Origin of the sequence: Stenotrophomonas sp. WZN-1, from assembly GCF_002192255.1 — a bacterium.
Lineage (GTDB): Bacteria > Pseudomonadota > Gammaproteobacteria > Xanthomonadales > Xanthomonadaceae > Stenotrophomonas.
In genome coordinates this window covers 1,558,406-1,581,453 of sequence record NZ_CP021768.1, presented here as the reverse complement: position 1 = coordinate 1,581,453, position 23,048 = coordinate 1,558,406, and the positions used below count along the sequence as shown (strand labels likewise).

General features: G+C 66.7%; 25 protein-coding genes. 7 read left to right on the top strand and 18 right to left on the bottom strand.

From position 1 onward, the window contains the following. Nucleotides 1-5: 5 nt before the first annotated feature. The 8 genes from CCR98_RS07310 to grxD form a co-directional block, all read right to left on the bottom strand. Complete coding sequence (locus CCR98_RS07310) at nt 6-527, bottom strand: PilX N-terminal domain-containing pilus assembly protein (RefSeq protein ID WP_087922073.1); 522 nt, start codon at nt 525-527, stop codon at nt 6-8. Between the two features lie 5 nt (nt 528-532). After that, the gene (locus tag CCR98_RS07305) at nt 533-1,690 is read right to left on the bottom strand and encodes a PilW family protein (protein WP_087922072.1); all 1,158 of its coding nucleotides are present in this window, start codon (nt 1,688-1,690) and stop codon (nt 533-535) included. 8 nt (nt 1,691-1,698) lie between these two features. After that, a complete protein-coding gene (pilV, locus tag CCR98_RS07300) occupies nt 1,699-2,196 on the bottom strand; it encodes a type IV pilus modification protein PilV (protein WP_014646593.1) in 498 nt (165 codons plus the stop codon). Then, nucleotides 2,193-2,708 carry a Tfp pilus assembly protein FimT/FimU gene (locus CCR98_RS07295; RefSeq protein WP_087922071.1) on the bottom strand — a complete coding sequence of 172 codons (516 nt, stop codon included), beginning with the start codon at nt 2,706-2,708 and terminating at the stop codon, nt 2,193-2,195. The genes pilV and CCR98_RS07295 overlap by 4 nt, the downstream gene beginning before the upstream one ends. A 160-nt stretch (nt 2,709-2,868) precedes the next feature. Then, on the bottom strand, nt 2,869-4,257 hold the full coding sequence (ppnN, locus tag CCR98_RS07290) for a nucleotide 5'-monophosphate nucleosidase PpnN (RefSeq protein ID WP_014036604.1): 1,389 nt from the start codon (nt 4,255-4,257) through the stop codon (nt 2,869-2,871). Nucleotides 4,258-4,509: 252 nt separating this feature from the next. Further along, the gene (locus tag CCR98_RS07285; protein ID WP_087922070.1) at nt 4,510-7,731 is read right to left on the bottom strand and encodes a carboxypeptidase regulatory-like domain-containing protein; all 3,222 of its coding nucleotides are present in this window, start codon (nt 7,729-7,731) and stop codon (nt 4,510-4,512) included. 232 nt (nt 7,732-7,963) lie between these two features. Further along, nucleotides 7,964-8,740, bottom strand: coding sequence for an SDR family NAD(P)-dependent oxidoreductase (locus tag CCR98_RS07280; RefSeq protein WP_087922069.1), 777 nt, complete (start codon nt 8,738-8,740; stop codon nt 7,964-7,966). Beyond that, nucleotides 8,737-9,057 carry a Grx4 family monothiol glutaredoxin gene (gene grxD / locus CCR98_RS07275; protein ID WP_005415957.1) on the bottom strand — a complete coding sequence of 107 codons (321 nt, stop codon included), beginning with the start codon at nt 9,055-9,057 and terminating at the stop codon, nt 8,737-8,739. The genes CCR98_RS07280 and grxD overlap by 4 nt, the downstream gene beginning before the upstream one ends. 120 nt (nt 9,058-9,177) lie before the next feature. Here grxD and CCR98_RS07270 point away from each other — a divergent pair, with 120 nt between their 5' ends. After that, nucleotides 9,178-9,756 carry a superoxide dismutase gene (locus CCR98_RS07270; protein WP_087922068.1) on the top strand — a complete coding sequence of 193 codons (579 nt, stop codon included), beginning with the start codon at nt 9,178-9,180 and terminating at the stop codon, nt 9,754-9,756. Nucleotides 9,757-9,832: 76 nt separating this feature from the next. On the opposite strand, the gene CCR98_RS07265 is transcribed toward CCR98_RS07270, so the two are convergent. The 3 genes from CCR98_RS07265 to purE all read right to left on the bottom strand — a co-directional run bounded on the left by CCR98_RS07265 (nt 9,833) and on the right by purE (nt 11,948). After that, nucleotides 9,833-10,174: a carboxymuconolactone decarboxylase family protein gene (locus tag CCR98_RS07265; protein ID WP_087922067.1), complete on the bottom strand. Its 342-nt coding sequence runs from the start codon at nt 10,172-10,174 to the stop codon at nt 9,833-9,835. A gap of 125 nt (nt 10,175-10,299) precedes the next feature. Further along, entirely contained in the window at nt 10,300-11,448 is a 1,149-nt protein-coding gene (locus CCR98_RS07260; RefSeq protein WP_087922066.1) for a 5-(carboxyamino)imidazole ribonucleotide synthase, read from the bottom strand. Next, a complete protein-coding gene (gene purE / locus CCR98_RS07255) occupies nt 11,445-11,948 on the bottom strand; it encodes a 5-(carboxyamino)imidazole ribonucleotide mutase (protein ID WP_005412808.1) in 504 nt (167 codons plus the stop codon). Before purE ends, CCR98_RS07260 begins: the two co-directional genes overlap by 4 nt. Nucleotides 11,949-12,006: 58 nt before the next feature. Here purE and CCR98_RS07250 point away from each other — a divergent pair, with 58 nt between their 5' ends. From CCR98_RS07250 to CCR98_RS07235, 4 genes are all read left to right on the top strand, one after another. Then, the gene (locus tag CCR98_RS07250; RefSeq protein ID WP_005408847.1) at nt 12,007-12,276 is read left to right on the top strand and encodes a Trm112 family protein; all 270 of its coding nucleotides are present in this window, start codon (nt 12,007-12,009) and stop codon (nt 12,274-12,276) included. Beyond that, nucleotides 12,273-13,124 carry a carboxylating nicotinate-nucleotide diphosphorylase gene (gene nadC / locus CCR98_RS07245; RefSeq protein WP_087922065.1) on the top strand — a complete coding sequence of 284 codons (852 nt, stop codon included), beginning with the start codon at nt 12,273-12,275 and terminating at the stop codon, nt 13,122-13,124. Before CCR98_RS07250 ends, nadC begins: the two co-directional genes overlap by 4 nt. Nucleotides 13,125-13,192: 68 nt before the next feature. Then, nucleotides 13,193-14,194 carry a DUF2272 domain-containing protein gene (locus CCR98_RS07240; protein WP_087922064.1) on the top strand — a complete coding sequence of 334 codons (1,002 nt, stop codon included), beginning with the start codon at nt 13,193-13,195 and terminating at the stop codon, nt 14,192-14,194. A 67-nt stretch (nt 14,195-14,261) separates the two neighbouring features. Further along, nucleotides 14,262-14,612 carry a DUF3301 domain-containing protein gene (locus CCR98_RS07235; protein WP_005415950.1) on the top strand — a complete coding sequence of 117 codons (351 nt, stop codon included), beginning with the start codon at nt 14,262-14,264 and terminating at the stop codon, nt 14,610-14,612. A 39-nt stretch (nt 14,613-14,651) separates the two neighbouring features. Here CCR98_RS07235 and CCR98_RS07230 read toward each other — a convergent pair whose 3' ends face one another. The 7 genes from CCR98_RS07230 to CCR98_RS07200 all read right to left on the bottom strand — a co-directional run bounded on the left by CCR98_RS07230 (nt 14,652) and on the right by CCR98_RS07200 (nt 20,659). Then, nucleotides 14,652-15,104: a ClpXP protease specificity-enhancing factor gene (locus CCR98_RS07230; RefSeq protein WP_008264860.1), complete on the bottom strand. Its 453-nt coding sequence runs from the start codon at nt 15,102-15,104 to the stop codon at nt 14,652-14,654. 84 nt (nt 15,105-15,188) lie between these two features. Next, nucleotides 15,189-15,824, bottom strand: a complete 636-nt coding sequence (locus CCR98_RS07225) for a glutathione S-transferase N-terminal domain-containing protein (protein WP_076739106.1) — start codon at nt 15,822-15,824, stop codon at nt 15,189-15,191. Between the two features lie 134 nt (nt 15,825-15,958). Then, nucleotides 15,959-16,708 (bottom strand): cytochrome c1, encoded by a 750-nt coding sequence (locus tag CCR98_RS07220; protein ID WP_087922063.1) that lies wholly within the window; start codon nt 16,706-16,708, stop codon nt 15,959-15,961. Next, the gene (locus tag CCR98_RS07215) at nt 16,701-17,960 is read right to left on the bottom strand and encodes a cytochrome bc complex cytochrome b subunit (protein ID WP_008266017.1); all 1,260 of its coding nucleotides are present in this window, start codon (nt 17,958-17,960) and stop codon (nt 16,701-16,703) included. The genes CCR98_RS07220 and CCR98_RS07215 overlap by 8 nt, the downstream gene beginning before the upstream one ends. Beyond that, entirely contained in the window at nt 17,960-18,580 is a 621-nt protein-coding gene (gene petA, locus CCR98_RS07210) for a ubiquinol-cytochrome c reductase iron-sulfur subunit (protein ID WP_004151998.1), read from the bottom strand. Before petA ends, CCR98_RS07215 begins: the two co-directional genes overlap by 1 nt. Before the next feature lie 158 nt (nt 18,581-18,738). After that, nucleotides 18,739-19,644 carry a lytic transglycosylase domain-containing protein gene (locus CCR98_RS07205; protein WP_087922062.1) on the bottom strand — a complete coding sequence of 302 codons (906 nt, stop codon included), beginning with the start codon at nt 19,642-19,644 and terminating at the stop codon, nt 18,739-18,741. A gap of 46 nt (nt 19,645-19,690) precedes the next feature. Further along, complete coding sequence (locus tag CCR98_RS07200) at nt 19,691-20,659, bottom strand: WYL domain-containing protein (protein ID WP_087922061.1); 969 nt, start codon at nt 20,657-20,659, stop codon at nt 19,691-19,693. An 80-nt stretch (nt 20,660-20,739) separates the two neighbouring features. On the opposite strand from CCR98_RS07200, the gene CCR98_RS07195 reads away from it, so the two are divergent. Together CCR98_RS07195 and miaB are read left to right on the top strand one after the other, a co-directional pair. Continuing rightward, nucleotides 20,740-21,360 (top strand): glutathione S-transferase, encoded by a 621-nt coding sequence (locus tag CCR98_RS07195; protein WP_049414878.1) that lies wholly within the window; start codon nt 20,740-20,742, stop codon nt 21,358-21,360. A gap of 164 nt (nt 21,361-21,524) precedes the next feature. Further along, nucleotides 21,525-22,943, top strand: a complete 1,419-nt coding sequence (gene miaB / locus CCR98_RS07190) for a tRNA (N6-isopentenyl adenosine(37)-C2)-methylthiotransferase MiaB (protein ID WP_087922060.1) — start codon at nt 21,525-21,527, stop codon at nt 22,941-22,943. The last annotated feature ends 105 nt before the right edge of the window (nt 22,944-23,048 follow it).

The window sequence follows — 23,048 nt, the reverse complement described above, 5'->3', positions numbered from 1 at the left end:
CACCCTCACAGCTTGAATACGGTATCGATCGCCGCACGCGACGTCGCATCACTGGTGGTATCACCGGCATAGGTCGTGATCTGGTAGACCGGCGTTGGCTTCTCCACCGACTTGCCCATGTCCAGCGCACCCTCCCCCTGGATGCAGCCCTGGATCTCACGGACATAGATGGCCGGCTTGCTGCCCAGCTTGGTTTTCGCGACCCAGGCCGACGGATCGAAGCCGTCATCGCACTGCTGGTTGATGTCGGCGGAGGCCACGGCCGGATTGGCGCCGGCATCCTTCCGGTTGGCGATGTTCTCCACCGCGTTCTCGGCGCTGCGTGCCGCGCCTTCGGCGTTCTGGAATGCCATGTTGGTCGCCCGGTAGCCAGCCGCCATGCGCTCCTGCATGCCGGCCACCTGCATGCCGATCACGCCCAGCAGGGCCAGCAGCACCAGCATGATCAGCGCGACATAGAGGACGGCACCCTGCTGCCGTGCCTGGGCAACGAAGGGACGGCGCCTGGAGGAAGGATGAGTACGCATGGTCGTCAGTTCCCGAACAAGCGGTTGCGCAGCGCAACGGACGCTTCATAGGCGCCACGATGGCGCTGGTCGTAAGGATCGGCCGGGGCAAAACCCACCCCGAGGATGGCCGGATAGGTGGCCGCACTGCCCGGCGCTTCGGCCGACGCACGCTGCGGACTGCGCGCCAGCAGGCCCACCTGCACCATGCCGACGCGGCGCCACTGCCCTGCGGCGGCGGCATCGGTGCCGGTGCTGACCGCACTGGCCACGCGCTGGTCGACGATGCGACCGGTCGGCGGCGTGGGCAGGGCGATATCCGGGGTGGCGTCCAGGCCGAACAGGAACTGCATGTTCTCGATGCCTTCCACCAGCTCCTCGCCATCGGCATAGCCGCCGGCGCCGTTGGCGCGTGCCCGGTAAAGTGCCGGCTCGCCATTGGGATTGCTCGCGATGTAGTACGCCATGCCATCGGCGCGATACAGCATGGTCATCGCGTTGTTGATCGAATAGTTGCTCAGGTCGACCTTGTCGACCTTCACGGTCGAACCGGTGATGGTGGCGGGGAATACATCAGCACGGGTGCAGTCGGCCACGCCGAAGACCGTCGGCGTGCCTGCGGCGTTGGCCTTCAGTCGGGCCATGCCATCACTGGAGACGGTCAGGGTGGTCGCGCCCGCAGCCACGGAGATGCCGGTGACAACGGCACCTTCCGGGCTCATCAGGCGCAGCACCAGGATATCGCTGCCCGGCAACGGTGCCGGCTTGAGGTTGGCGATGCTCTTTGGAACCGACTGCGCCGCGCTCCACGCACGGCCCAGCGTCAGCGTGGCACCCGGCGCCGTACCTGCAGCCTCGTATCCCTGCACCGGAACCGAGAAATCCTGGGGGTCGCCGCTGCCCGAGCTGATGCCCAGGTGGTAACCGACATCGCCGGTGTTCTTGACCACGTGGGCCTGGTCGTTGACGCAGCCGAAATGGCCGGCCATGCGCAGGTCACGCTGCAGGAAATCCAGCGCGAAGCGCGCGTTCTCCTGGGTGCGGGCCGCGCCTTCGGACAGGCGCGAAGCCGCACGCGAGGCGATGAAGATCTGGGTGACGCCCAGCATCAGGACCAGGCCGATGACCATGGCGATCATCAGTTCGATCAGCGACAGGCCTCGGGCTCGCGAAATTGGACTCATGGGCGCGCTCACAGGAAGGTCGTCAGGCCGAAGGTGGTAAGGCTGTCGGGATCCTTCGGATCCCAGCGCTGGTCACCCCAGCTGATGGCCACGGTGACCTGGCCGGTACTCTGCACGAAGGTCACCTGTGCGCTGGCCTTCTCGCCCAGCGTGCGTGCGACCTCGCACTGCCAGCGCGCCACGTTCGTCTTCGGCGTCACGGCGGCGCCGGTCGGCCAGGCGCAGGCGCCGCTGGGCTTCACCGAGCCGGCCGAGAACGAGGCCGAGGAATAGGCGCCACCGGCCAGGGTGTCGGTACGCTGGGCGCGCATCAGCTCGATTAGGTCGTTGGCAAGGTTGGTGGCCTGGGTGCGGTAATTCGCGCTCTGCACGAAGCGGACGTTTGTGGTCTGCAGCAGGGCAAAGCCCAGCAGCCCGAATGCCAGGATCAGCACCGCCACCATCACTTCGATCAGGCTGAAGCCGCCCTGCGAAGAGCGCGGGCGGGCCAGGTTGCGGCGGCTCATGAGCAGGTTCCCTTGGTCACCCGGACCTGGCCGGATTGGTTGATCGTCAGCGTGCTTTTCGATTCACCGGCCTTGCACGCATCCGGCGACAGCACCAGCGTCTGGTCAGCAACCGCCCGGCGCCGGCCGCGCCCGTCGAAGGCGATGACCGCGCCCGGCGGACCCACCACGCTGAGCTGCGGGTTGCCTTGCGAAAACCGCAACGCGACGTCATTACTGCCCATCTGGCCGTCGCCATCGAGGTCCGACCAGGCCAGTACGCCCTTGGACCAGTCGCCATCACAGGCCTTGCCATCGGCGCTGCCGCAGACACCGCCACCGTTGCTGTTGCGGATGCCTTCACTGCGAGCCAGGTTGGCCAGCGCGATCATTTCATTGTTGGCGGTCGCCAGCCGGTTCGAGCGGATCATGCCGCGGAAGCTCGGATAGGCGATCGATGCAAGAATCACGAAGACGGCCAGCGTGACCATCAGTTCAACCAGCGTGAAACCGTTTTGCCGGCGCAAAGACATTGGACGCTCCCCAGCGTGTTGGTGGCCACGATGGGCCATCGCCCCGCCACCGGCAAGCGGCGGCAGGATGAACGGTCAATCCGAGGTGACGGGCGTCAAAGGCTTGACGACCCGCCTCCCCTGACGGCGCCGGCGCGATCCCCATCGCGCCGGCCCGGGTTCAGGCCAGCACCTGGTAGCAGGGCTGGTATTCACCGGAGATCTTCATCCGGCGCTGCTCGACGAAGGCGCGCAGCAGCGCATCCAGCGCCTGCATCATGTCCGGGTCACCGTGGATCTGGAACGGCCCGAACTGCTCGATGCGGCGCATGCCGTCTTCCTTCACGTTGCCGGCCACGATGCCCGAGAACGCCCGGCGCAGGTCGGCCGCCAGCGCGTGCGGGGCGCGCCCGTGGTGCAGGTCCAGCGCGGCCATCGCCTCGTGGGTCGGCACGAACGGCTGCTGGTACTCCCACGGGATCTCGATCGACCAGTTGAAGAAGAACGAGTCCTTCTGCGCCAGTCGGTGCTCGCGCACGCGCTTGATGCCGTTGGCCATCTTCTTGGCCACCGCGACCGGGTCACCGATGATGATCTCGTAGCGCTCGGCAGCCTCGTCGCCCAGGGTCAGGCGGATGAAGCGGTCGATCTGCTCGAAGTACGGCGCGGCCACGGTCGGACCGGTCAGGATCAGCGGGAACGGCAGGTCCTTGTTCTCCTCGCGCAGCAGGATGCCGAGCAGGTACAGGATCTCTTCGGCGGTGCCGACGCCACCGGCGAACACGATGATGCCGTGGCCAATGCGGACGAAGGCCTCAAGGCGCTTCTCGATGTCCGGCATGATCACCAGGTGGTTGACGATCGGGTTCGGCGACTCGGCAGCGATGATGCCCGGCTCGGTGAGGCCGATGTAACGCGTCACGGTACGGCGCTGCTTGGCATGGGCGATGGTGGCGCCCTTCATCGGGCCCTTCATCGCACCCGGGCCGCAGCCGGTGCAGATGTCCAGGCCGCGCAGGCCCAGCTCGTAGCCGACCTGCTTGGTGTACAGATACTCGTCGCGCGAGATCGAGTGCCCGCCCCAGCACACCACCAGGTTCGGGTCACCCGGATTGAGGATGCGCGCGTTGCGCAGCAGGCCGAACACCGCGTTGGTGATGCCCTCGGACGATTCCAGCTCGGCCGCGTAGGCCGGGCCCATCTCGATGGCCATGTAGGCCAGGTCACGCACAACGGCGAACAGCAGTTCGGCGACACCGCGGATGATCTCGCCGTCGACGAAGGCCATCGCCGGTGCGTTGACCAGGTCGATGCGCACGCCGCGGTCCTGCTGCGCCACCTGGATGTCGAAATCAGGGTAGAGATCGCGCGCGGCGCGCGGATCGTCCGAGGCGCTGCCGCTGGTCAGCACGGCCAGCGCGCAGCGGCGCAGCAGCTCATGCATGCCGCCGGCGGAGGCATCGCGCAGGCGTGCCACCTCGGCCCGCGACAGCACATCCAGCCCACCGCGCGGGTAGATCCGCGCATCCTGCACCGGCAGTGCACGGGCCGATTTTTCGTTCGTGGTCATGTCCAAATTTTCGCTTCCTTCAAGGTTTCCGACTGTACTGCCGCCCCCTTAAAAAGCAAAACGGCCGGGAAGCCCGACCGTTGGATGTGTGCTGCCCGCGTTCGCCTTTCCGGGACCGCGTCGGCGGCGTTGGCACCGCGCACATTTCTGGATGCTACGCCCTTGCCCGACACCCTGCAAGGACTTTCGCCTGAACGGAAAGCGGCCGGGTTTCCCCGGCCGTTTCCACTTACTGCTTCAGGCTCTGACGGATCAGAACTTGTACTTCAGGGTCAGCTGCATCGACCAGCGCGACACGGCGGTGTTGCCCTTGTCGTTGTTGTTCTCCTGCACCGACGGGTTGTCGGTCGAACCGGTGAACGAGTACACGTACTTGCCGGTGGCCGGGTCGATACCCGCGTAGTTGGCAACGCGACGGGTCGAGTAGAAGCCGTAGTCGTCGATCAGGCCCCACTTCTTGTTCAGCAGGTTGCCGACATTCATGATGTCCAGGGCGACTTCACCCTTGTGACCCTTCATGAAGCCCGGGAATTCCTGGCTGACGCGGACGTCGAAGCTGTTGACCCACGAAGCACGGTGGCGGTTGGCCGGGACCACGCTGCCACGGTAGGCATCGAGTTCCGGGTTCTGCGCCAGCCAGTCGAAGAACTGCTTCTCCATCGCGGCACCGCCGGTGAACAGCACGTCACCCGGACCCTTCGGCACGTAGAACAGGTCGTTGGTGGCGGCGCCGTCGCCGTTGGCATCGTTGTAGAAGATGTAGCTGTACGGACGACCCGAACGGCCTTCGTAGAACAGGCCGATGCGGGTGGCGTTGTCACCGAAGAAGTTGTGCTTCCACTCCAGGGTGCCGGTGATGCGGTCCTTCATCGCGTAACGCGAGTTGTAGGCCACGTTCTCGTTGGCATTGAAGATCAGCGTGTTGTTCCAGTTCGAGGTGTTCTGCGAGCTGGACAGCGGGCTGACTTCGGTCGACTTGGTGTAGGTGTAACCCAGCGACCAGCCCCAGTTCTCGGTCAGCGGCTTGGCCAGCGAGAAGGTGGCCTGGGTACCGCGGCCCTTGTCGGTGTTGCGCAGGACCAGCACGTCGCCCATATCGGACGGACGGTTGGCACGATCAACTGCCCCCTTCGTACCGGTCGACATACCGTAGTCGACACCCTTGTCGATTCGGGTATTGGCCTGGTTGCGGCCAGCGGCGTTCCAGTAGATCGCGCGGCCGTCCTGACCAAAGGCGGTCGGAGCCGACACGTCCAGACGGTCGAAGTAGATGCCGTCCTTGACCTTGGTGAACAGCACTTCAGCCGACGCCACGATGCCGTACCACGGCAGCTCATGGTCGAACGCCAGGTTGGCCTTCCACACCGACGGCAGGCGGGTGCCCGGCGCGATGATGTCGACGTTCTGGCGAGCCGAGGCCGGGCCACCGGCCGGGATGTACGGGTTGTTGCCGTCCGGCGTGAAGGCACCGGCCGGGATGCTGCGCTCGTCGTACTCGATGTAGTTCAGGCCGGTGTTCTGGTAGGCACCTGCCAGCCACACGTTCGGGGCGGCGCCGCCGAACAGGCCCACGCCACCGCGCAGCTGGGTCGGACGCTCGCTGTCGAAGGTGTAGTTGAAGCCGACGCGCGGCTGCACCAGGTTCTTGTCGACCAGCTTGGTGTTGTTGAAGCCGTACAGCTGCTCGATGCGCGGGTTGTACAGGCGCTGGGTGCTGAAGTCAGGCATGTCGATACGCACGCCGAACATCAGGTTCAGGTTGTAGTTGATCGCCCAGGTGTCCTGCACGAACACGCCGGTGTTCTTCAGGGTGAAGTCAGCCGGGATGTCGCTGCGGCTGCCATCGGCGCGCGGCGCACGCAGCTGGTAGCGCGAAGCCTTGCCCGCCAGGAAATCGTTGACGCTGTTGAATTCGTACACGCCGTTGAGGTTGCGGCCGTAGAAGTTCATCAGGTCATTCTTCGAGTAATCGAAGCCGAACTTGACGGTGTGGTCACCGATGTACCAGGTACCGGCACCAAAGGCGCTCAGTTCCTTCGACTCGACGATGTTGACGTGGGTGTTCTGCTCGGTACCGACGTACAGGGAATCGTTGCCCGACTTGATGCGGATCTGCGGCATGTCGACCAGCGGAACGCGGTTGGCCGAGTAGTCCTTGTGCGAGACCTTGAACTCGGTCGAGAAGTTCTCGGACCAGTCACTGAACAGTTCGCCCATCCAGGTTTCGTACTGGGTCGGCTGCTGGTACCAGAAGTTGCTCAGCGAGATGGCGCTGCTGCTGACCTGCGGGAAGCGAACGACGTTCTGCTCCATCTTGTTGTAGCGCAGGGCCGCACGGTGGTTCTCGTTGATGTTCCAGTCCAGCTTGACCGCGTACTCTTCGATCTCGGTCTTGCTGTTCGGCGCCGACAGGCTGCCCGGGTCGTAGCCCAGATTGCCCAGGAAGTTCTGGACGCTGGTGATCTGATCCTGGGTGATCGTGCCACGGCCGATCGGCGTGTCGCTCAGGGCGACGCCGGCAGCCGAGCGCTCGTACTTTTCATAGTTGGTGAAGAAGAACAGCTTGTCCTTGACGATCGGGCCGCCGAAGGTCATGCCATAGGTCTTCTCGTCCTCGAAGCCGTTGAAGTCCTGGCGGTCACCTTCCAGGCGCGAACGGACCATGTCCTTGTCGCGGTAGGAGCCGTACACGGTGCCGTGGAATTCATTGGTACCCGACTTGGTCACGGCATTGATCACCGCACCGGTGCCACCTGCGATGGTGGTGTCGTAGTTGGCCAGGTCGATGTTGATTTCCTGGATGGCGTCCATCGAGACCGGCTGACGCTCGGTCGGCAGGTTGTTGGAGCCCAGGCCGAACGGATCGGAGGCGCTGATGCCGTCGATGCGGATGGCGTTGTAACGGGTGTTCTGGCCGCCCGCCGAGATCGCGCCGTCCGCCTTGCTGACCTGCGAGATGCGCGGGTCGAGACGGACGTAGTCCTGGATGTTGCGGCTGGCCGACGGCAGCGCATCCATCGTTTCGCGGGTGACGTTGGTACCGGTACCCATCTTGTTGGCGCTGAACAGGTCCAGGCCGCCGGCGGTGGCGACAACGTTCACCGCATCCAGGTTGGTCGCAGCAAGGTCACCGCCCAGGTTGGCATTGACGGTGTTGACCTGGTTCAGGTTCAGGTAGACACCTTCCTCGGTCTTGGTGCCCTCACCGGACTTGGTGATGGTGATGGTGTACGGACCACCCACGCGCAGGCCGCGCGCGTTGTAGCGGCCCGACGCATCGGTGGTGGCACGCGAAACAGTGCCCGACTCGGTGTGCGTGATGGTGACTTCAGCGCCGGCAACAGGCTGGCCTGCAGCGGACATCACCTGGCCGCCGACACCGGCGGAGGTGCTGCTCTGGGCGAAGGCGGGAGCGGCAGCAAGTGCAGCCACGAGACCAAGGGTAAGCTTGGACATCCGGAGTGGGTGGGTCATTTTTCGGTAGCCTCGATGCGAGTTGGCGATGGCGGAAAAAAAGCGCATCCAAACAGCCCTGCGGGTGGCTGGTCGGAGAGTTATCTGGGGTTCCCTACCGCTTGGCTGAAGGCAGCCATAACGGTTAACACTAGATTAACACGCTACGCCATCAATGTGACGGTTGTGCGACAAACGGCACCGGATCGCAACGCAATCGTGACGGGTTCTTCACTCCGCCTTTCCCCCGGCCTCATCCCGACAGGGGCGCCTCACCAGCGTCGAGAATCCGGCCCCGCCAGGCATGCCCGGCGCTGGACAGCAAGGTCACGGCCGCAGCGGCGGCGGCCTCCGGGCCTTGGGCGGCCGGGTCCTGGTCGACGGAATAGGCACGGGCGCGCAGCGCCGTGCGCAGCGGGCCGGGGTACAGGCCACTGACGCGCACCGGGCTGCGGCCAAGTTCGTCGTGCAGACTGGTGATCAGGCCGCGCAGGCCATGCTGGGCCACGCCATACCCTCCCCAATAGGCCTGTCCGACCCGCTCGGGCGCATCCACTGCAAACACCATCGCCGCATCCTCGCGCTGGCGCAGCAGCGGCAGGCAGGCCTGGGCCAGCCAGGCCGGGGCGGTCAGGGTGACATGGACCGCGCGAGCGAAACTGGCCGGGTCGGCCAGCTCGAACGGGGTCAGGCCGGGGAAATGCGCGGCGCAGACCAGCAGGCCATCCAGCCGCCCCAGCTCGCGCTGCAGAGCCTGGGCCAGTTCGGCATAGTCATCGGGGTCGGCGCCTTCCAGGTCCAGCGGGTACAGCAGGGGTTCCGGGCCGACCGCCTGGACCTGGGCATAGACCCGATCCAGCCGGCGCGGCTTGCGCCCCAGCAGGACCACGGTTGCCCCGGCTGCCGCAGCGGCAACTGCCGCGGCACTGCCCAGCCCGCCACCAGCACCGGCAACCAGCACCACGCGGTCCTGCAACGGGCGGCCATCGAGCGCCCCGTCAGTCGGTGACGTCGACGGCCAGGCATTCATCCCTGCGTCGCCTCTTCGACGATGCGCTTGAGCTCGCCGGATTCAAACAGTTCCATGACGATGTCGCAGCCGCCGATCAGCTCACCGTTGATGAACAGTTGCGGGAAGGTCGGCAGGTTGGAGAAGCGCGGCAGGTTGGCGCGGATCTCCGGTTCTTCGAGCACGTTGACGGTGCGCAGGGTGACGGCGCCGGCAGCCATCAATGCCTGTACGGCGCGGCTGGAAAAGCCGCACATCGGGTACTGCGGGGTGCCCTTCATGAACAGCACGAGCGGGTAACGATCGACCTCGGCCTGGATTTGCTGCATTACCGCCACAACCACACTCCTTGCTTCGCCGGACAAACCGACCGTGATGGTCGGCTAGACTGCCCACGGTAGCCGCCATTGTAAGCGGATGGAACCGGCTGCCGCCGTCCCCTGGCCACGAACCTGTCCATGCCCGTCGAATTGCCTGCCCTGCCCTACCTCTCCGGCTCCCTGCAGCCCCACCTGACCGCGCAGACCGTGGAACTGCATCACGGCCGCCACCACCGCGCCTATGTGGATGCCGTCAATGCCGGCATCCTTGGCACCGAGTGGGAAGAAGCGTCGCTGGAGGAGATCGTCCGCCATGCCCAGGGCTCGCTGTTCGATGCCGCCGCCCAGGCCTGGAACCACGGCTTCTACTGGCAGTGCCTGCGTCCGCGCGGCGGCGGCGAACCGCAGGGCCGGCTGGGTGAACTGGTGAAGCGCCAGTTCGGTGACGCGCAGCGCCTGCGCGAGGAGTTCAACCGCACCGCGCTGGGCCTGTTCGGCTCGGGCTGGGTGTGGCTGGTGCAGCACCCGGGTGGCCAGCTGGGCATCCAGGCCACCCGCAACGCCGGCACGCCACTGACCGGTGACAGCACTCCGCTGCTGTGCTGCGACGTCTGGGAGCACGCCTACTACACCGACCACCAGAACGATCGCGCCCGGTATCTGGACGCGTTCTGGCAGATGGTCAACTGGGAATTCGCCGAGAGCCAGCTGCGCTGAGGACATCCGCTGGGCATGGCCCGTCGCTACCCCACCCTCGCGGTAACGCCGGGCCATGCCCGGCGGCACGGTGGCATCACGCGCTCTCGTGCGCGGCCACGGCGTCCATCACCCGTGCCGAATACACCAGCGCGGCGCCGGCGTTGAGCGACACCGCCACGCCCAGCGCCTCTGCGATTTCCTCGCGACTGGCGCCATGCTTCAGCGCCGCGTCCACATGCACGGTGATGCAGCCGTCACAGCGGGTGGTCACCGCCACCGCCAGCGCGATCAGCTCTCGGGTCCTGGCATCAAGGTGGTTGGTCTGGGCACCGGCATTGGACAGGGTGGCGTAGCCCTTGACCGTGTCGGGCGAGAGCTTGCCGATCTCACCGATGCGGCCCTTCAGTTCCTTGCGGTAGGCATTCCAGTCGAGCATGGTCGTGACTCCTGTGAAAGGAGCTCCACGCTACCACCGGGAATGTTGCGCCGATGGCTGCACCGGTGCGCCACACCGTTGCAGCCATACAGGGGTATGCCAGCAGCACGCCGGCACGCCCGTGTTCAGCGGTTTCGCAGCGCGTGCACCGCCGGTGCCACCTGGGCCTGGCGGTCCAGCTCCAGCCCGACCTGGTCGAGCGCATCGGCGAGTGCAGCGGCGTCATCGTCGCGCAGGGTGGCGTGGCCGACCTTGCGGCCCGCGCGCGCTTCCTTGCCATAGTCATGCCAGTGGCCGCTAGCCTGGGCCAGCACCGGCAGCGGGTCGGGCATCCGACCCAGCCAGTTCAGCATGCAGGCATGGCCGAGCATGCGGGTGCTGCCCAGCGGCAGGCCCAGCACGGCGCGCAGGTGGTTCTCGAACTGCGAGGTCTCGCTGCCTTCGATGGTCCAGTGGCCGGAGTTGTGCACGCGCGGTGCCATCTCGTTGGCCAGCAGCTCACCATCACGGCAGAACAGTTCCAGCGCGAACACGCCGACGTATTGCAGGTGTTCGGCGACGCGACGGGCATAGCCGATCGCCGCCTGCTGCTCGGCGTCGGACAGCACGGCCGGGGCCACGCTGGCCGACAGCACGCCCTCGACATGCCAGTTGCCGGTGACCGGCCACGCCTCGAAGCTGCCATCGCGGCCGCGCACAGCGACCACGCTGACCTCGCGCTGGAAGGCCACGAAGCCTTCCAGGATCAGGCCGGTGCGCTCGACCTGCGCACCCAGCGCGTCCCACGCGGCATCGATGTCGGCTTCGCTGCGCAGGCGGAACTGGCCCTTGCCGTCGTAGCCCAGGCGGCGGGTCTTGAGGATGCACGGCAGACCGAACTCGGCAGCCTTCGCCGCCAGCTCGTCACGGCTGCGGATGTCAGCGAAGGCCGGCAGCGGAATGCCCAGCTGCTGGAACAGGGTCTTCTCGCTCAACCGGTCCTGGGCCACGGCCAGTGCAGCCGGCGGCGGATAGACCGGCACGCGGTCGGCCAGGAACTGTGCACTGTCGGCAGGCACGTTCTCGAAATCGAAGGTGACCACGTCGACCTTGGCGGCGAAGTCCGCCAGGGCTTGGCGGTCATCGAAGGCACCGACGGTGAGCGGCGCCAGCGGGCCACTACAGGCGTCAGCGGCCGGGTCGTAAAGCTCGAAGCGCAGTCCCAGCGGCGCACCGGCCAGGACCATCATGCGGGCGAGCTGGCCGCCGCCCAGGATGCCGACGGTCAGGCTCATTGGCGCGGATCGTCGTGGGCCATCACGTCTTCGGTCTGGCGTGCGCGGAACGCGTCGAGCGCCTGGCCGATCGCCGGCTGGTCACTGGCCAGCATCGCGGCGGCGAACAGCGCCGCGTTGGAGGCGCCGGCATTGCCGATGGCGAAGGTGGCGACCGGAATGCCGGCCGGCATCTGCACGATCGACAGCAGCGAATCCATGCCGTTGAGGGCCTTGGACTGCACCGGCACACCCAATACCGGCACGGCGGTCTTGGCGGCGATCATGCCCGGCAGGTGGGCGGCCCCGCCGGCACCGGCGATGATCGCGCGCAGGCCACGCGGGCCCGCCTGCTCGGCGTAGCTGAACAACACATCCGGCGTCCGATGCGCGGACACCACCTTCACTTCGAACGGAACACCCAGGGCTTCAAGCTTCTGGGCGGCGTGCTGCATGGTTTCCCAGTCGGAACGGGAACCCATGACGATGCCGACAAGCGGCGCGATCGGGTTGGGGGTCATTGGCCGTCACCTGCCTTAAAGACGTATTCTAGCCATCTTCCACGCAAGACGAAGAACCATGGATCGCAAGCTGCTCGACCTGCTGGTGTCGCCGGACACCCGCCAGCCCCTGTCCCTACTGGATGGCAAGGGCCTGGAAGCCCTCAACAAGGCCATTTCCGCCGGCGCGGTGAACAAGGCCGATGGCAACCCGCTGGCGCAGCCGCTGCGCGAAGCGCTGGTCACCCGCGACCGCAAGCAGGTATTCCGCGTCGACGACGGCATCCCGGTGCTGCTGGCCGAAGAAGCCATCCCGACCGCCCAGATCGCCGACTTCCCGGCCGCATGAGCACGCTGCCGACGCCGGATGCGGCCGTTGTCGCCGCCGATGTCGCGCGTGCACTGGCCGAGGACCTGGGCAGCGGTGATGTCACCGCCGCCCTGCTTCCCGACCAGGCCGACAGCGCCTACCTGCTGTGCAAGCAGGACGGGGTGATTGCCGGCCGCCCCTGGTTCGACGCCACCCACCGCGCGCTCGACCCGGACGTGCGCATCGACTGGCAGGTTTCCGAAGGCGACGCCGTCACCGCAGGCACCGTGCTGGCCCTGCTGCACGGGCGCAGCCGCAGCCTGGTCAGCGCCGAGCGCACCTCGCTCAATTTCCTGCAGACGCTGTCCGGTACGGCGACCACCACCGCCCGCTACGTGGCGGCGGTGGCCGGTACCGGTACGCGCATCCTCGACACCCGCAAGACCCTGCCCGGCCTGCGCCTGGCGCAGAAGTACGCAGTGCGCTGCGGCGGTGGCGAGAACCATCGTTTCGGCCTGTACGACACGGTGATGCTGAAGGAAAACCACATCCGCGCTGCCGGTTCGCTGGCCGCCGCCGTGGCGGGCGCACGCCGGCAATGGCCCTCGCTGCCGCTGGTGGTCGAGGTCGAGGACCTGGCACAGCTGCGCCAGGCGCTCGAAGCCGGTTGCGAACGCATCCTGCTGGACGATTTCAGCCCTGACCTGCGCCGCGAGGCGGTACGCATCACCGCCGGCCGCATTCCACTGGAAGTGTCCGGCAGCGTCGGCCTGGGCGGCCTGCGCTCGATCGCCGAGGATGGCGTCGACTGCATTTCCATCGGTGGCCTGACCAAGCACGTGCAGGCCATCGATCTGTCGTTGAAGCTCGGCCCGCCGCCGGGCTGACCCCGTTCTCACACCCGGCGTTCACGACGGCGCTGCGACGCTGCGGCCATCCCCCACAGGAGCCGCGCATGCGCCGGATGCTCTTGCCTGCCTGTCTGCTGCTGGCTGCGGCACCGCTGTCCGCAGCGGCCGCCGAAGCCTGCGATGTGCCGCCCCGCTTCGGCCTGAGCCCGTTGGCGGTGGCCATCCGCAATACCGCCTGCAATGAACACCGGCTCTGGTTCCGGCCCTTCATCGATCGTGATGGCCGCGCGGCGAGCCTCAGTGTCACCGAGGCCGAAAGCGATCACCTCGCCGACAATGGGCTGATCGCCTGGCAGCGCGTGGCCGGCTACTGGCGCAACAGCGGCACGCTCAACGCGATGGGCAGCATCGCCGGCGCCAGCAGTTGCCTCGCACCGCTGGGCACGCGCTACACCGACAGCGACTGCCGCGCCTTCCTGATCGACAACCCGTGGTCGGCCGCGTTCATTTCCTGGGTGATGGTGCAGTCCGGCGTTCCCGGCTTCAACACGTCGCCACGCCACATCGACTACATCCGCGCCGCGTACCAGGGCGGACCCTCGGGCGTGCCGTACCGGCTGGTCGACCCGGCCACGGCCAAACCCGCGCCTGGCGATCTGCTGTGCTTCCTGCGTGACCGCAGCAGCACGCTCAGCTATAGCGGACTGGTGCAGGCGCTGGGCAATGGTTCGGTGGGCCACTGGAAATCGCATTGCGAAGTGGTGGTGGCCGCCAACCTCGGCGGCGACCAGACCCTGTACCTGGTCGGTGGCAACGTGATGAACACCGTGGCGATGCGGCTGCTGCCGCTGGAGCGCACCGGATTGATCAAGCTGCCGCCGGCGCGCGAACGCAACAGCACCGGCATCGACCCCAGCTGTACGCCGGGCCGCGAGGACGAATGCAGTTTCAACCGCCAGGACTGGGCAGCGCTGCTGCAGCTGACTGCCACATCACCCGTGGTGATGCCCTCGCCCACTGCCACGCCGGTACAGACCGCTCCGGCGCCGCAACCGGTCGTCGTGCCCGCGCAGCCGGTGCCTGGCGAACCACAGCCGCAGCGGTGACTGCAGCGCTTGATCCAGCGCGCGTTCGCCGCCATCTTTGCGGGATCGACCTCTGACGGCTGACGCCATGCCCACCCTGCTGCTGTTGCTGATTGCCGGCGGAATCATTTACTTCTTCTGGAACGCCGCACGCTCGGCCGCCGAGCGCGCGGTCGAGCTGGGCCGCAATGCCTGCCGCGCCGCCGATGTGCAGTGGCTGGACCAGGCGGTGCATGCCACCGGCCTGCGCCTGTCGCGCGGCGAGGACGGCCGGCTCGGCTTCGAGCGCACCTTCAAGTTCGAGTATTCCTACGATGGCATCGATCGCCATGTAGGGCGCATGGTGCTGCGCGGCGATCAGCTGATTTCGTTCACCGGCCCCGGTGCGGCGCGGATCAGCCAGATCCGGCCGGATGTGGAGGATGCCGAGGATGTGTAGGGCTGAAGAGGTGTGCCGACCAACGGTCGGCACCCACCCTTACTTGACCACGCGCAGGTTCGGGCGGCCCTTCGGCGGCGGACTGGCCGGCGGCGTATCGTCCGGCGGTGTGCCCTCGTCGTGCAGCAGTTCGTCACTGGTCGGTGCGGTTTCGTTGCCCGGAATGTCATCCGGCAGCGCCATGCCCTGCCCGGTCTCGCGGGCATAGACCGCCAGCACGGCGCTGATCGGCACCTGCACCGGGTAGCTGGTGCCGGAGAAGCGGGCCGAGAAGCTCACCATTTCGTTGTCGATCATCAGCCGCACGACGGCACGCTCGGCGATGTTGAGCACGACCCGGCCATCCTTGACCGCCGAAGGCGGGACCTGCACGCCGGGGACGCCGGCGTCGACCAGGATGTGCGGGGTCAGCTGGTTGTCGTTGATCCATTCCACCAGCGCCCGCAGCAGGTACGGGCGGTGGCTGGTCATGTGGAAGAAGTCTTCGGTCATGCGTGAAGTGTACGCGCCCGGCGCCCTGCCGGGGCAGATCGCCTGCACGCCGGTCGGCGTGCAGACGGGTAACCCCAGGCCGGATCAGACCGGCAGGTCGCGCAATTTCCTTTCCTGGTCGGTCAGGCTGCGGACAAAACCCGGATGGCGGAAGATACGATTGCCGTAGTCCTCGATCGCCTTGCCGTCCTTCGGCAGCGGCACATCCAGCGACTGCAGCCGCCAGATGATCGGCGCCATCGCGCAGTCGGCCAGGCTCATTTCCGGGTTGAGGAAGAACTTGCTGGCCTTGAACAGCGGCAGCGAAGCGGTCAGCAGTTCCTTCAGGCGCTTGCGACCGGCCTCGGCCTGGGTCTTGTTGCCCAGCTGGATGGCCTGCACCTGCGGCACCCAGTCGTGCTCGATGCGCAGCATGGCCAGGCGGATGCGCGCACGCGAGAGCGGATCGACCGGCATCAACGGCGGATGCGGGTAGCGTTCGTCCAGGTATTCGCTGACCACCGACGCGGCGTACAGCACCAGCTCGCGCTCGACCAGGGTCGGCACCGAGTGGTACGGATTGAGATCGATCAGGTCTTCAGGCGGGTTCTGCGGATCGACCGGAACGAAGTCGAAGGTGACGCCCTTGGCCGCCAGCACCAGGCGTACCCGGTGGCACAGTACGTCGTCGTTCGAGGAAAACAGCGTCAGTGTATTGCGCATGCGTACGCTCGCCGCCATCAAAGGCTCTCCCACGACAGGAGACCGCCTGCCGCATCGGCGCCGCCGGCACCGTGCCAGCGGTCGACTCCTCCCCGAGTGTGCAACCGACCATCACAAAAGCCAATAGGCCCGTGCGATGGCCGGCGGCAGAATCAGTGAACGTCCTTCCAGTATTCCTTCTTCAACAGGTACAGCAGGAAGGTCAGCAGGGCCAGGAACAGGATCACCCATACGCCCAGCTGCTGGCGCTTGAGTGCGGCCGGTTCGCCGGCGTATTCAAGGAAATTGGTGATGTCCCGCACGGCCTGGTCGTACTGGCCGGCATCCACCGAACCGGGCGTTTCGATGCGCAGGCCGGTCACCGGCGGGTCCATGCCGGGGGCCTCGGGCTTGCCATGCACGGCATGCTGAAGCCCCTGCATCTCCCACAACGGGTTGGGCATGGAGGCATTGGCGAACAATGCGTTGTTCCAGCCCAGTGGCCGGCTGCTGTCCAGGTAGAACGACTTCAGGTAGGTGTAGACCCAGTCGCTGCCGCGTACCCGCGCGATCAGGCTGAGGTCCGGCGGCATCTTGCCGAACCACTTCTCGGCGTTCTCCTTGGGCATCGCCACCGGGATCGGGTCGCCGATCGCCGAGCCGGTGAAGTTGAGGTTGTTCATCACCTCTTCTTCGGTCAGGCCCAGGTCCTGCGCCATCCGCGAATAGCGCAGGTACTTCAGCGCGTGGCAGCCGGAGCAGTAGTTCATGTACAGCTGCGCGCCGCGCTGCAGCGAGGCACGGTCACCGAGGTCGTTGCCGGCCTGCAGCAGCTTGGTGCCGCCCTCGGCGGCGGAGGCCAGGAAACTGCCCAGCATCAGGGTGGCCGCCAGGGCCAGCCGGACCATCCAGCGCTCAGTCATGCGTGGTCACCCTCTCCGGTACCGGCTTGGTCTTGTCCAACCTTGTCCATAGCGGCATGGTGATGAAGAACGCGAAGTACAGGAAGGTCAGCACCCGCCCGATGTACGTCTCGTGCACGTCGGTGCCCGGGCCGGAACCAATCACCCCCAACCACACGAAGCACACCGCCAGCACGCCCAGCATCACCTTCGAGATCCAGCCGCGGTAGCGCACCGACTTCACGCGCGCCTTGTCCAGCCATGGCACCAGGAACAGGATCGCGATGGCCGAGAACATCACCAGCACGCCACCGAGCTTGTTCGGTACCACGCGCAACATCGCGTAGTACGGCGTGTAGTACCAGACCGGCTTGATGTGCTCCGGGGTCACCAGGCGGTTGGCCTCGGTGAAATTGTCGTGTTCCAGGAACAGCCCGCCGAAACCGGGCGCGAAGAAGATGATGAAGGCGGCGATGATCAGCAGGAAGCCGGCGCCGACGCCATCCTTGAGCGTGTAGTACGGGTGGAAGGGAATACCGTCGGCCGGAGCATTGGGCGACCAGCGGTTGCCCTTCGGCCCCTTCTTGATCTCCACGCCATCGGGGTTGTTCGACCCCACTTCGTGCAGCGCGCCCAGGTGCAGCACCACCAGCAACAGCAGCACCAGCGGCAGTGCGATGACGTGCAGCGCGAAGAAGCGGTTGAGCGTGGCGTCGCTGGGCAGGTAGTCGCCCATGATCCATTCGGTCAGGCCGTTGCCGATCACCGGTATCGCGCCGAACAGCGAGATGATCACCTTGGCGCCCCAGAACGACATCTGGCCCCACGGCAGCACATAGCCCATGAAGGCTTCGGCCATCAGCACCAGGTAGATCAGCATGCCCAGGATCCACACCAGCTCGCGCGGCTTCTGGTAACTGCCGTACAGCAGGCCACGGAACATGTGCAGGTAGACCACGATGAAGAACAGCGAGGCACCGGTGGAGTGCATGTAGCGGATCAGCCAGCCCCACTCCACATCACGCATGATGTATTCGATGGAGCCGAACGCCTCGGCGGCGTTGGTCTTGTAGTGCATCGTCAGGAAGATGCCGGTGACGATCTGGTTGACCAGCACCAGCAGCGCCAGCGAACCGAAGTAGTACCAGATGTTGAAGTTCTTCGGCGCGTAGTACTCGCTGACGTGCTTGCGGTAGACCGGCATCAGGCCCGGCGCGCGGGCATTGACCCAGTCGGCCACGCCGCTGGCGGTACGGGCGAGGATATTGGCCATCAGGCTGCCCCCTGCGGATCGACACCGATGATGATGGTGTTGTCGTCCTGGTAGTGGTGCGCGGGCACCTTCAGGTTGATCGGCGCCGGCACGTCCTTGAAGACGCGACCGGACATGTCGAAGCGCGACTTGTGGCAGGGGCAGAAGTAGCCGCCCTTCCACTGCGGGTCATAGGGTTCGGGCCGGATCTCGGCGACCATTTCCGGCGAGCAGCCCAGGTGCGTGCACAGGCCGACCAGCACGGAGATGTCCGGCTTGATCGAGCGCAGCTCGGGATTCTGCTTCAACACGTAATCTGGCTGCTGGTCCTTCTCGCCGGACTCGGGGTCCTTGAGGCGGCCATCCAGCCCATGCAGCGCATCGAGGATCGCCTTGGACCGCTTGACGATCCAGATCGGCTGGCCACGCCATTCCACGATCAGGCGTTGGCCTTCCTGCAGGGCGCTGATGTCGGCCACCACCGGTGCGCCGGCAAGCTTGGCGCGGGCACTGGGGTTCCAGGATTTGATGAAAGGAACTGCGGTGAATCCGACGCCGACGGCGCCCACCACGGCTGTGGTGGCAGAAAGAAAACGCCGACGTCCGGTGTTGACTGGATCGTGTACCCCATCGTTGGCCATCCGGCACTCCGATATTGATTAGGTAGCTTTAAGGCTGCCAGCGGATCCGGTGGGGGCCAGAGCCGCATTGAATCATGGGCGAGTGTAGCGGAACCGTCGCGCGCCACACAACGCATTGCAACAACATTGATTGCGGGGTTGCCGGCCAGCGGCCGGCACTACTGGTGACTCAGGGCGGTGCGGTAACGCTCGGCCAGCTGCCCGACCCGGCGCACGTAGTACTGGGTCTCGCTGTAGGGCGGCACGCCACCGTGACGGTCGACCGCGCCTTCGCCTGCGTTGTAGCCGGCGGCAGCCAGGGTCAGGTCGCCGTTGAAGCGCTTCAGCAACCACGCAAGATACTGCACACCACCACGGATGTTCTGCCCGGCATCGTAGGCGTCGCTGACCCCGAAACGGGCGGCGGTCGGCGGCATCAGCTGCATCAGGCCCTGCGCGCCGGCGCGGCTGAGCGCCGTCGGGTTGTAGGCCGACTCGGCGTGGATGATGGCGCGCACCACGGCCTCGTCGACGCCGAACTCGCGCGCGGCCGAGGTGATCTCGGTCTGGAACGCGGTGGTGTTCAAGCGCACCGAACCGAAGTCAACGCGCGGATTGACGCCACAGGCGTAGCAGCGCTCCATGAAACTGTAGCGGATGGTGCGCACCGGGCCGAGGTTGGCCACCTGGGTCGGCCGCGCACTGGTGTAGTGGCGTACGCCATCCTTCATGAAGGAATAGACCTGGCCGCTGACCATGCGCCCGCTGCGCGAGGCGGCCGGGGTCGCGGGTACGGCGGCTGGCGCAGCCGCCGGTGCCGCGGCGCTGGCGGCCACCGCCACCGGGTTGCGCTCGATGCTGGCCACGGTGGTCGGCGCCGGCTTCGGCGCAGCCACCACCGGGCGCGGTGCCGGGCGGAGGTCACGGCTGTAGCTGATGGCGCTGCAGCGGGCCCCGGCCACGCGCTTGCTGACATAGCTGGTGACGCCGTCGGCGCCCTGGCACTTGAACAGAGTGCCCGCGCTGGCCGGCGCAGCGGTCAGCGCAGCGATGATGATCGCCGTTGTCCCCAGTATCCCCTTCATGCCGGCGAGTGTCCCAGCTTCGCCGGGGCTTGCCAAGCGACGCGGCTCAGCCTGTGACCGGCGGCACAGCCAGCAGCTGCCCCAATCCGGCCAGGCGCTGCGCCAGTTCATCGCGCAGGCCCGGCGGCGTGGTCCACAACGCCACCGGCACCCGGTCCAGGCTGAGGATCTGCGCCAGCATCATGCCGCGGCTCTCGGCGCCCATGCGCAGCAGGCAATGGTCGGGCCCATCGGCCTCCAGCACACCACACCAGGGCGGGATGCGGCCTTCCAGCTCGGCGCGGCTGCCGGCCAGGCGGACGATGGCCTGCAGCGCGAACGGGGCCTGGCTGACCGCCTGCCGCACCATCACGTCCGGCGGTGCGGGCGTACGGCGGTGCATGCCCGGATCGGCGCATTCGCGCACCGCGCCCATCCGGTCCACGCGCAGGGTGCGCCAGTCCTGCCGGCGCAGGTCCCAGGCCAGCAGGTACCAGCGCCGCCCGTAGTTGACCAGGTGCTGCGCCTCGACTTCACGCTGGGTGACCGCGTCCTGGGCACTGCGGTATTCGAAGGCCAGCCGTGACGCCTGCCGGCAGTGCTGGGCCAGCCGTCCAAGCAGGCGTGCGTCGGTGGACGGAAGGTCGGACAGGGTGGCGGTGGCCGCATGCACCTCACCGGCCTGCTGGCGGCGGCGGGTCGGCACCAGCGGATCGAGCTTGGACAACAGGCCGCGCGCGGTGTCGTCGATGCCGGCGACGGTCGCCGAGGCCGCGCGCAGGGCGATGGCCAGGGTGGTCGCCTCCTCCTCGTCCAGCAGCATCGGCAGCACCGGCGCCCCTGCTCCCAGCTGGTAGCCGCCGCCAACCCCGGACGAGGCCTGGACCGGATAGCCCAGTTCGCGCAGGCGTTCGATATCGCGCCGGATGCTGCGCCGATCCACGCCCATGCGCTCGGCGAGCTCGGCCCCGGACCATTGGCGACGGGCCTGCAGCAGGGCGATCAGGCGCAGCAGTCGATGGGCGGTATGGCGCATGAAGGATCGAGGACAGAAGTCGTCCGCAATACTGCCTCAGGATGGCCGCCAGTTCACCACCCACCGCAAGGAGCAATGCCATGACCTCACGCCAGATCACCCTGTATCACGCTGCCCGTTCGCGCTCGAGCGGCGCGGTGGCCCTGCTCGAGGCGCTGGGTGCGGACTACCGCATGCAGGTGCTGGACCTGAAGGCCGGCGCCAACCTGGCCCCGGCCTACCTGGCCATCAACCCGATGGGCAAGGTGCCGGCCATCGTCCACAACGGCGCGCTGGTGACCGAGCAGGTAGCGATCTACCTGTACCTGGCCGACCTGTACCCGGAAGCCGGGCTGGCGCCGCCGATCGGCGACGCCCTGCGCGGCCCCTACCTGCGCTGGATGGCCTTCTACGGTGCCTGTTTCGAGCCGGCGATGATCGACAAGGCCATGCACCGCGAGCCACCGCCGCGCCTGATGTCGCCTTACAACGATGCGGAGACCGTGCTGCAGGTGGTCGAGGCCCAGCTGGCGCAGGGCCCCTACCTGCTCGGCGAGACGATGAGCGCCGCCGACGTGCTGTGGGGCAATGCGCTGGCCTGGACCACGGCCTTCGGCTTGGTGCAGCCTGCGCCGGCCACGGCTGATTACATTGCACGGATGAGCGCGATGACCGCCTTCGACCGTTCGCGGCAGATCGATGCGGAGCTGGCGGCGGCGTAATGGCGGCGGGTGGCGCGGAATACCGGAAGCGAGGGCCATGCCCCGCGAGCGCACCGCCCGACCCCATTGGCATTCCGCCGGGCATGGCCCGGCGCTACCGGGCAGGGGGCGCGGGATGCGGGTAGAATTGCCCGCTTTCCCGCCACCCGAATGGATTAAGCGCCATGACCGGGACGCCAGACGTCTTTCCGCCCGCCACGCCGGGCGGTACCCCGCTCGTTGCCCTGCCCGCTGGTCCGCGCAAGCCCGACCAGGTGAAAGGCAAGCTGTACATCAAGACCCACGGTTGCCAGATGAACGAGTACGACTCGGCCAAGATGGCCGACGTGCTTGCCGCCAGCGATGGCCTGGAACTGACCGACAGCCCGGAAGACGCCGACGTCATCCTGGTCAACACCTGCTCCATCCGCGAGAAGGCGCAGGAGAAGGTGTTCAGCCAGCTCGGCGTGTGGAAGGGCCTGAAGAACAAGGGCCGCGAGGTCATCATCGGGGTGGGCGGCTGCGTCGCGTCGCAGGAAGGCGAAGCGATCATCAAGCGCGCGCCGTTCGTCGACCTGGTGTTCGGCCCACAGACCCTGCACCGTCTGCCGGAGCTGATCCGTGCACGTCGCGAGCAGAAGCGGCCGCAGGTGGACATCAGCTTCCCCGAGATCGAGAAGTTCGACCGCCTGCCCGAGCCGCGTGCCGAAGGCGCTTCGGCGTTCGTGTCGATCATGGAAGGCTGTTCCAAGTACTGCTCGTTCTGCGTGGTGCCCTACACCCGCGGCACCGAAGTCAGCCGCCCGTTCGAGGACGTGGTGGTGGAAGTGGCGCAGTTGGCCGCGCAGGGCGTGCGCGAGATCAACCTGCTCGGCCAGAACGTCAACGCCTACCGTGGACCCTATGGGGATGGCGAATTCGCCGACCTCGGCCTGCTGATCCGCACCATCGCCGAGATCGATGGCGTCGGCCGCATCCGCTTCACCACCTCGCATCCGCTGGAGTTCAGCGATTCGCTGATCGACGCGTTCCGCGACGTGCCGCAGCTGGCCAACTTCCTGCACCTGCCGGTACAGGCTGGCAGCGACCGCGTGCTGTCGGCGATGAAGCGCGGTTACACCGCGCTGGAATTCAAGTCGAAGATCCGCAAGCTGCGCGCGGTGCGCCCGGACATCTCGATCAGCTCGGACTTCATCGTCGGCTTCCCCGGCGAGACCGATGCCGATTTCGAGAAGACCATGAAGCTGATCGAGGACATCGGCTTCGACCACAGCTTCTCCTTCATCTATTCGCGTCGCCCGGGTACGCCGGCTGCGGACCTGGAGGACACGATCAGCGATGCCGAGAAGCACGCGCGCCTGTCGCGCCTGCAGGAGCGCATCAATGCGCATGCCGCCGGCATTTCCGAGAAGATGATCGGCACCGTGCAGACCGTGCTGGTGGAAGGCCCCTCGCGCAAGAACCCGAACGAGCTGACCGGCAAGACCGAGAACATGCGTTCGGTGAACTTCCCGGCGCCGGCGCGGTTGATCGGCCAGTTCGTGGACGTGGTGATCACCGAAGCGCTGACCAATTCGCTGCGCGCGCGCGTGGTGGCGGAATAAGGCGTGCCGGCCAGCGGCCGGCACCCACCAGGGGAGAGAGATGTGCCGGCCATCGGTCGGCACCCACCGCGGTAGTTGTGGATGCCGACCATTGGTCGGCATTCC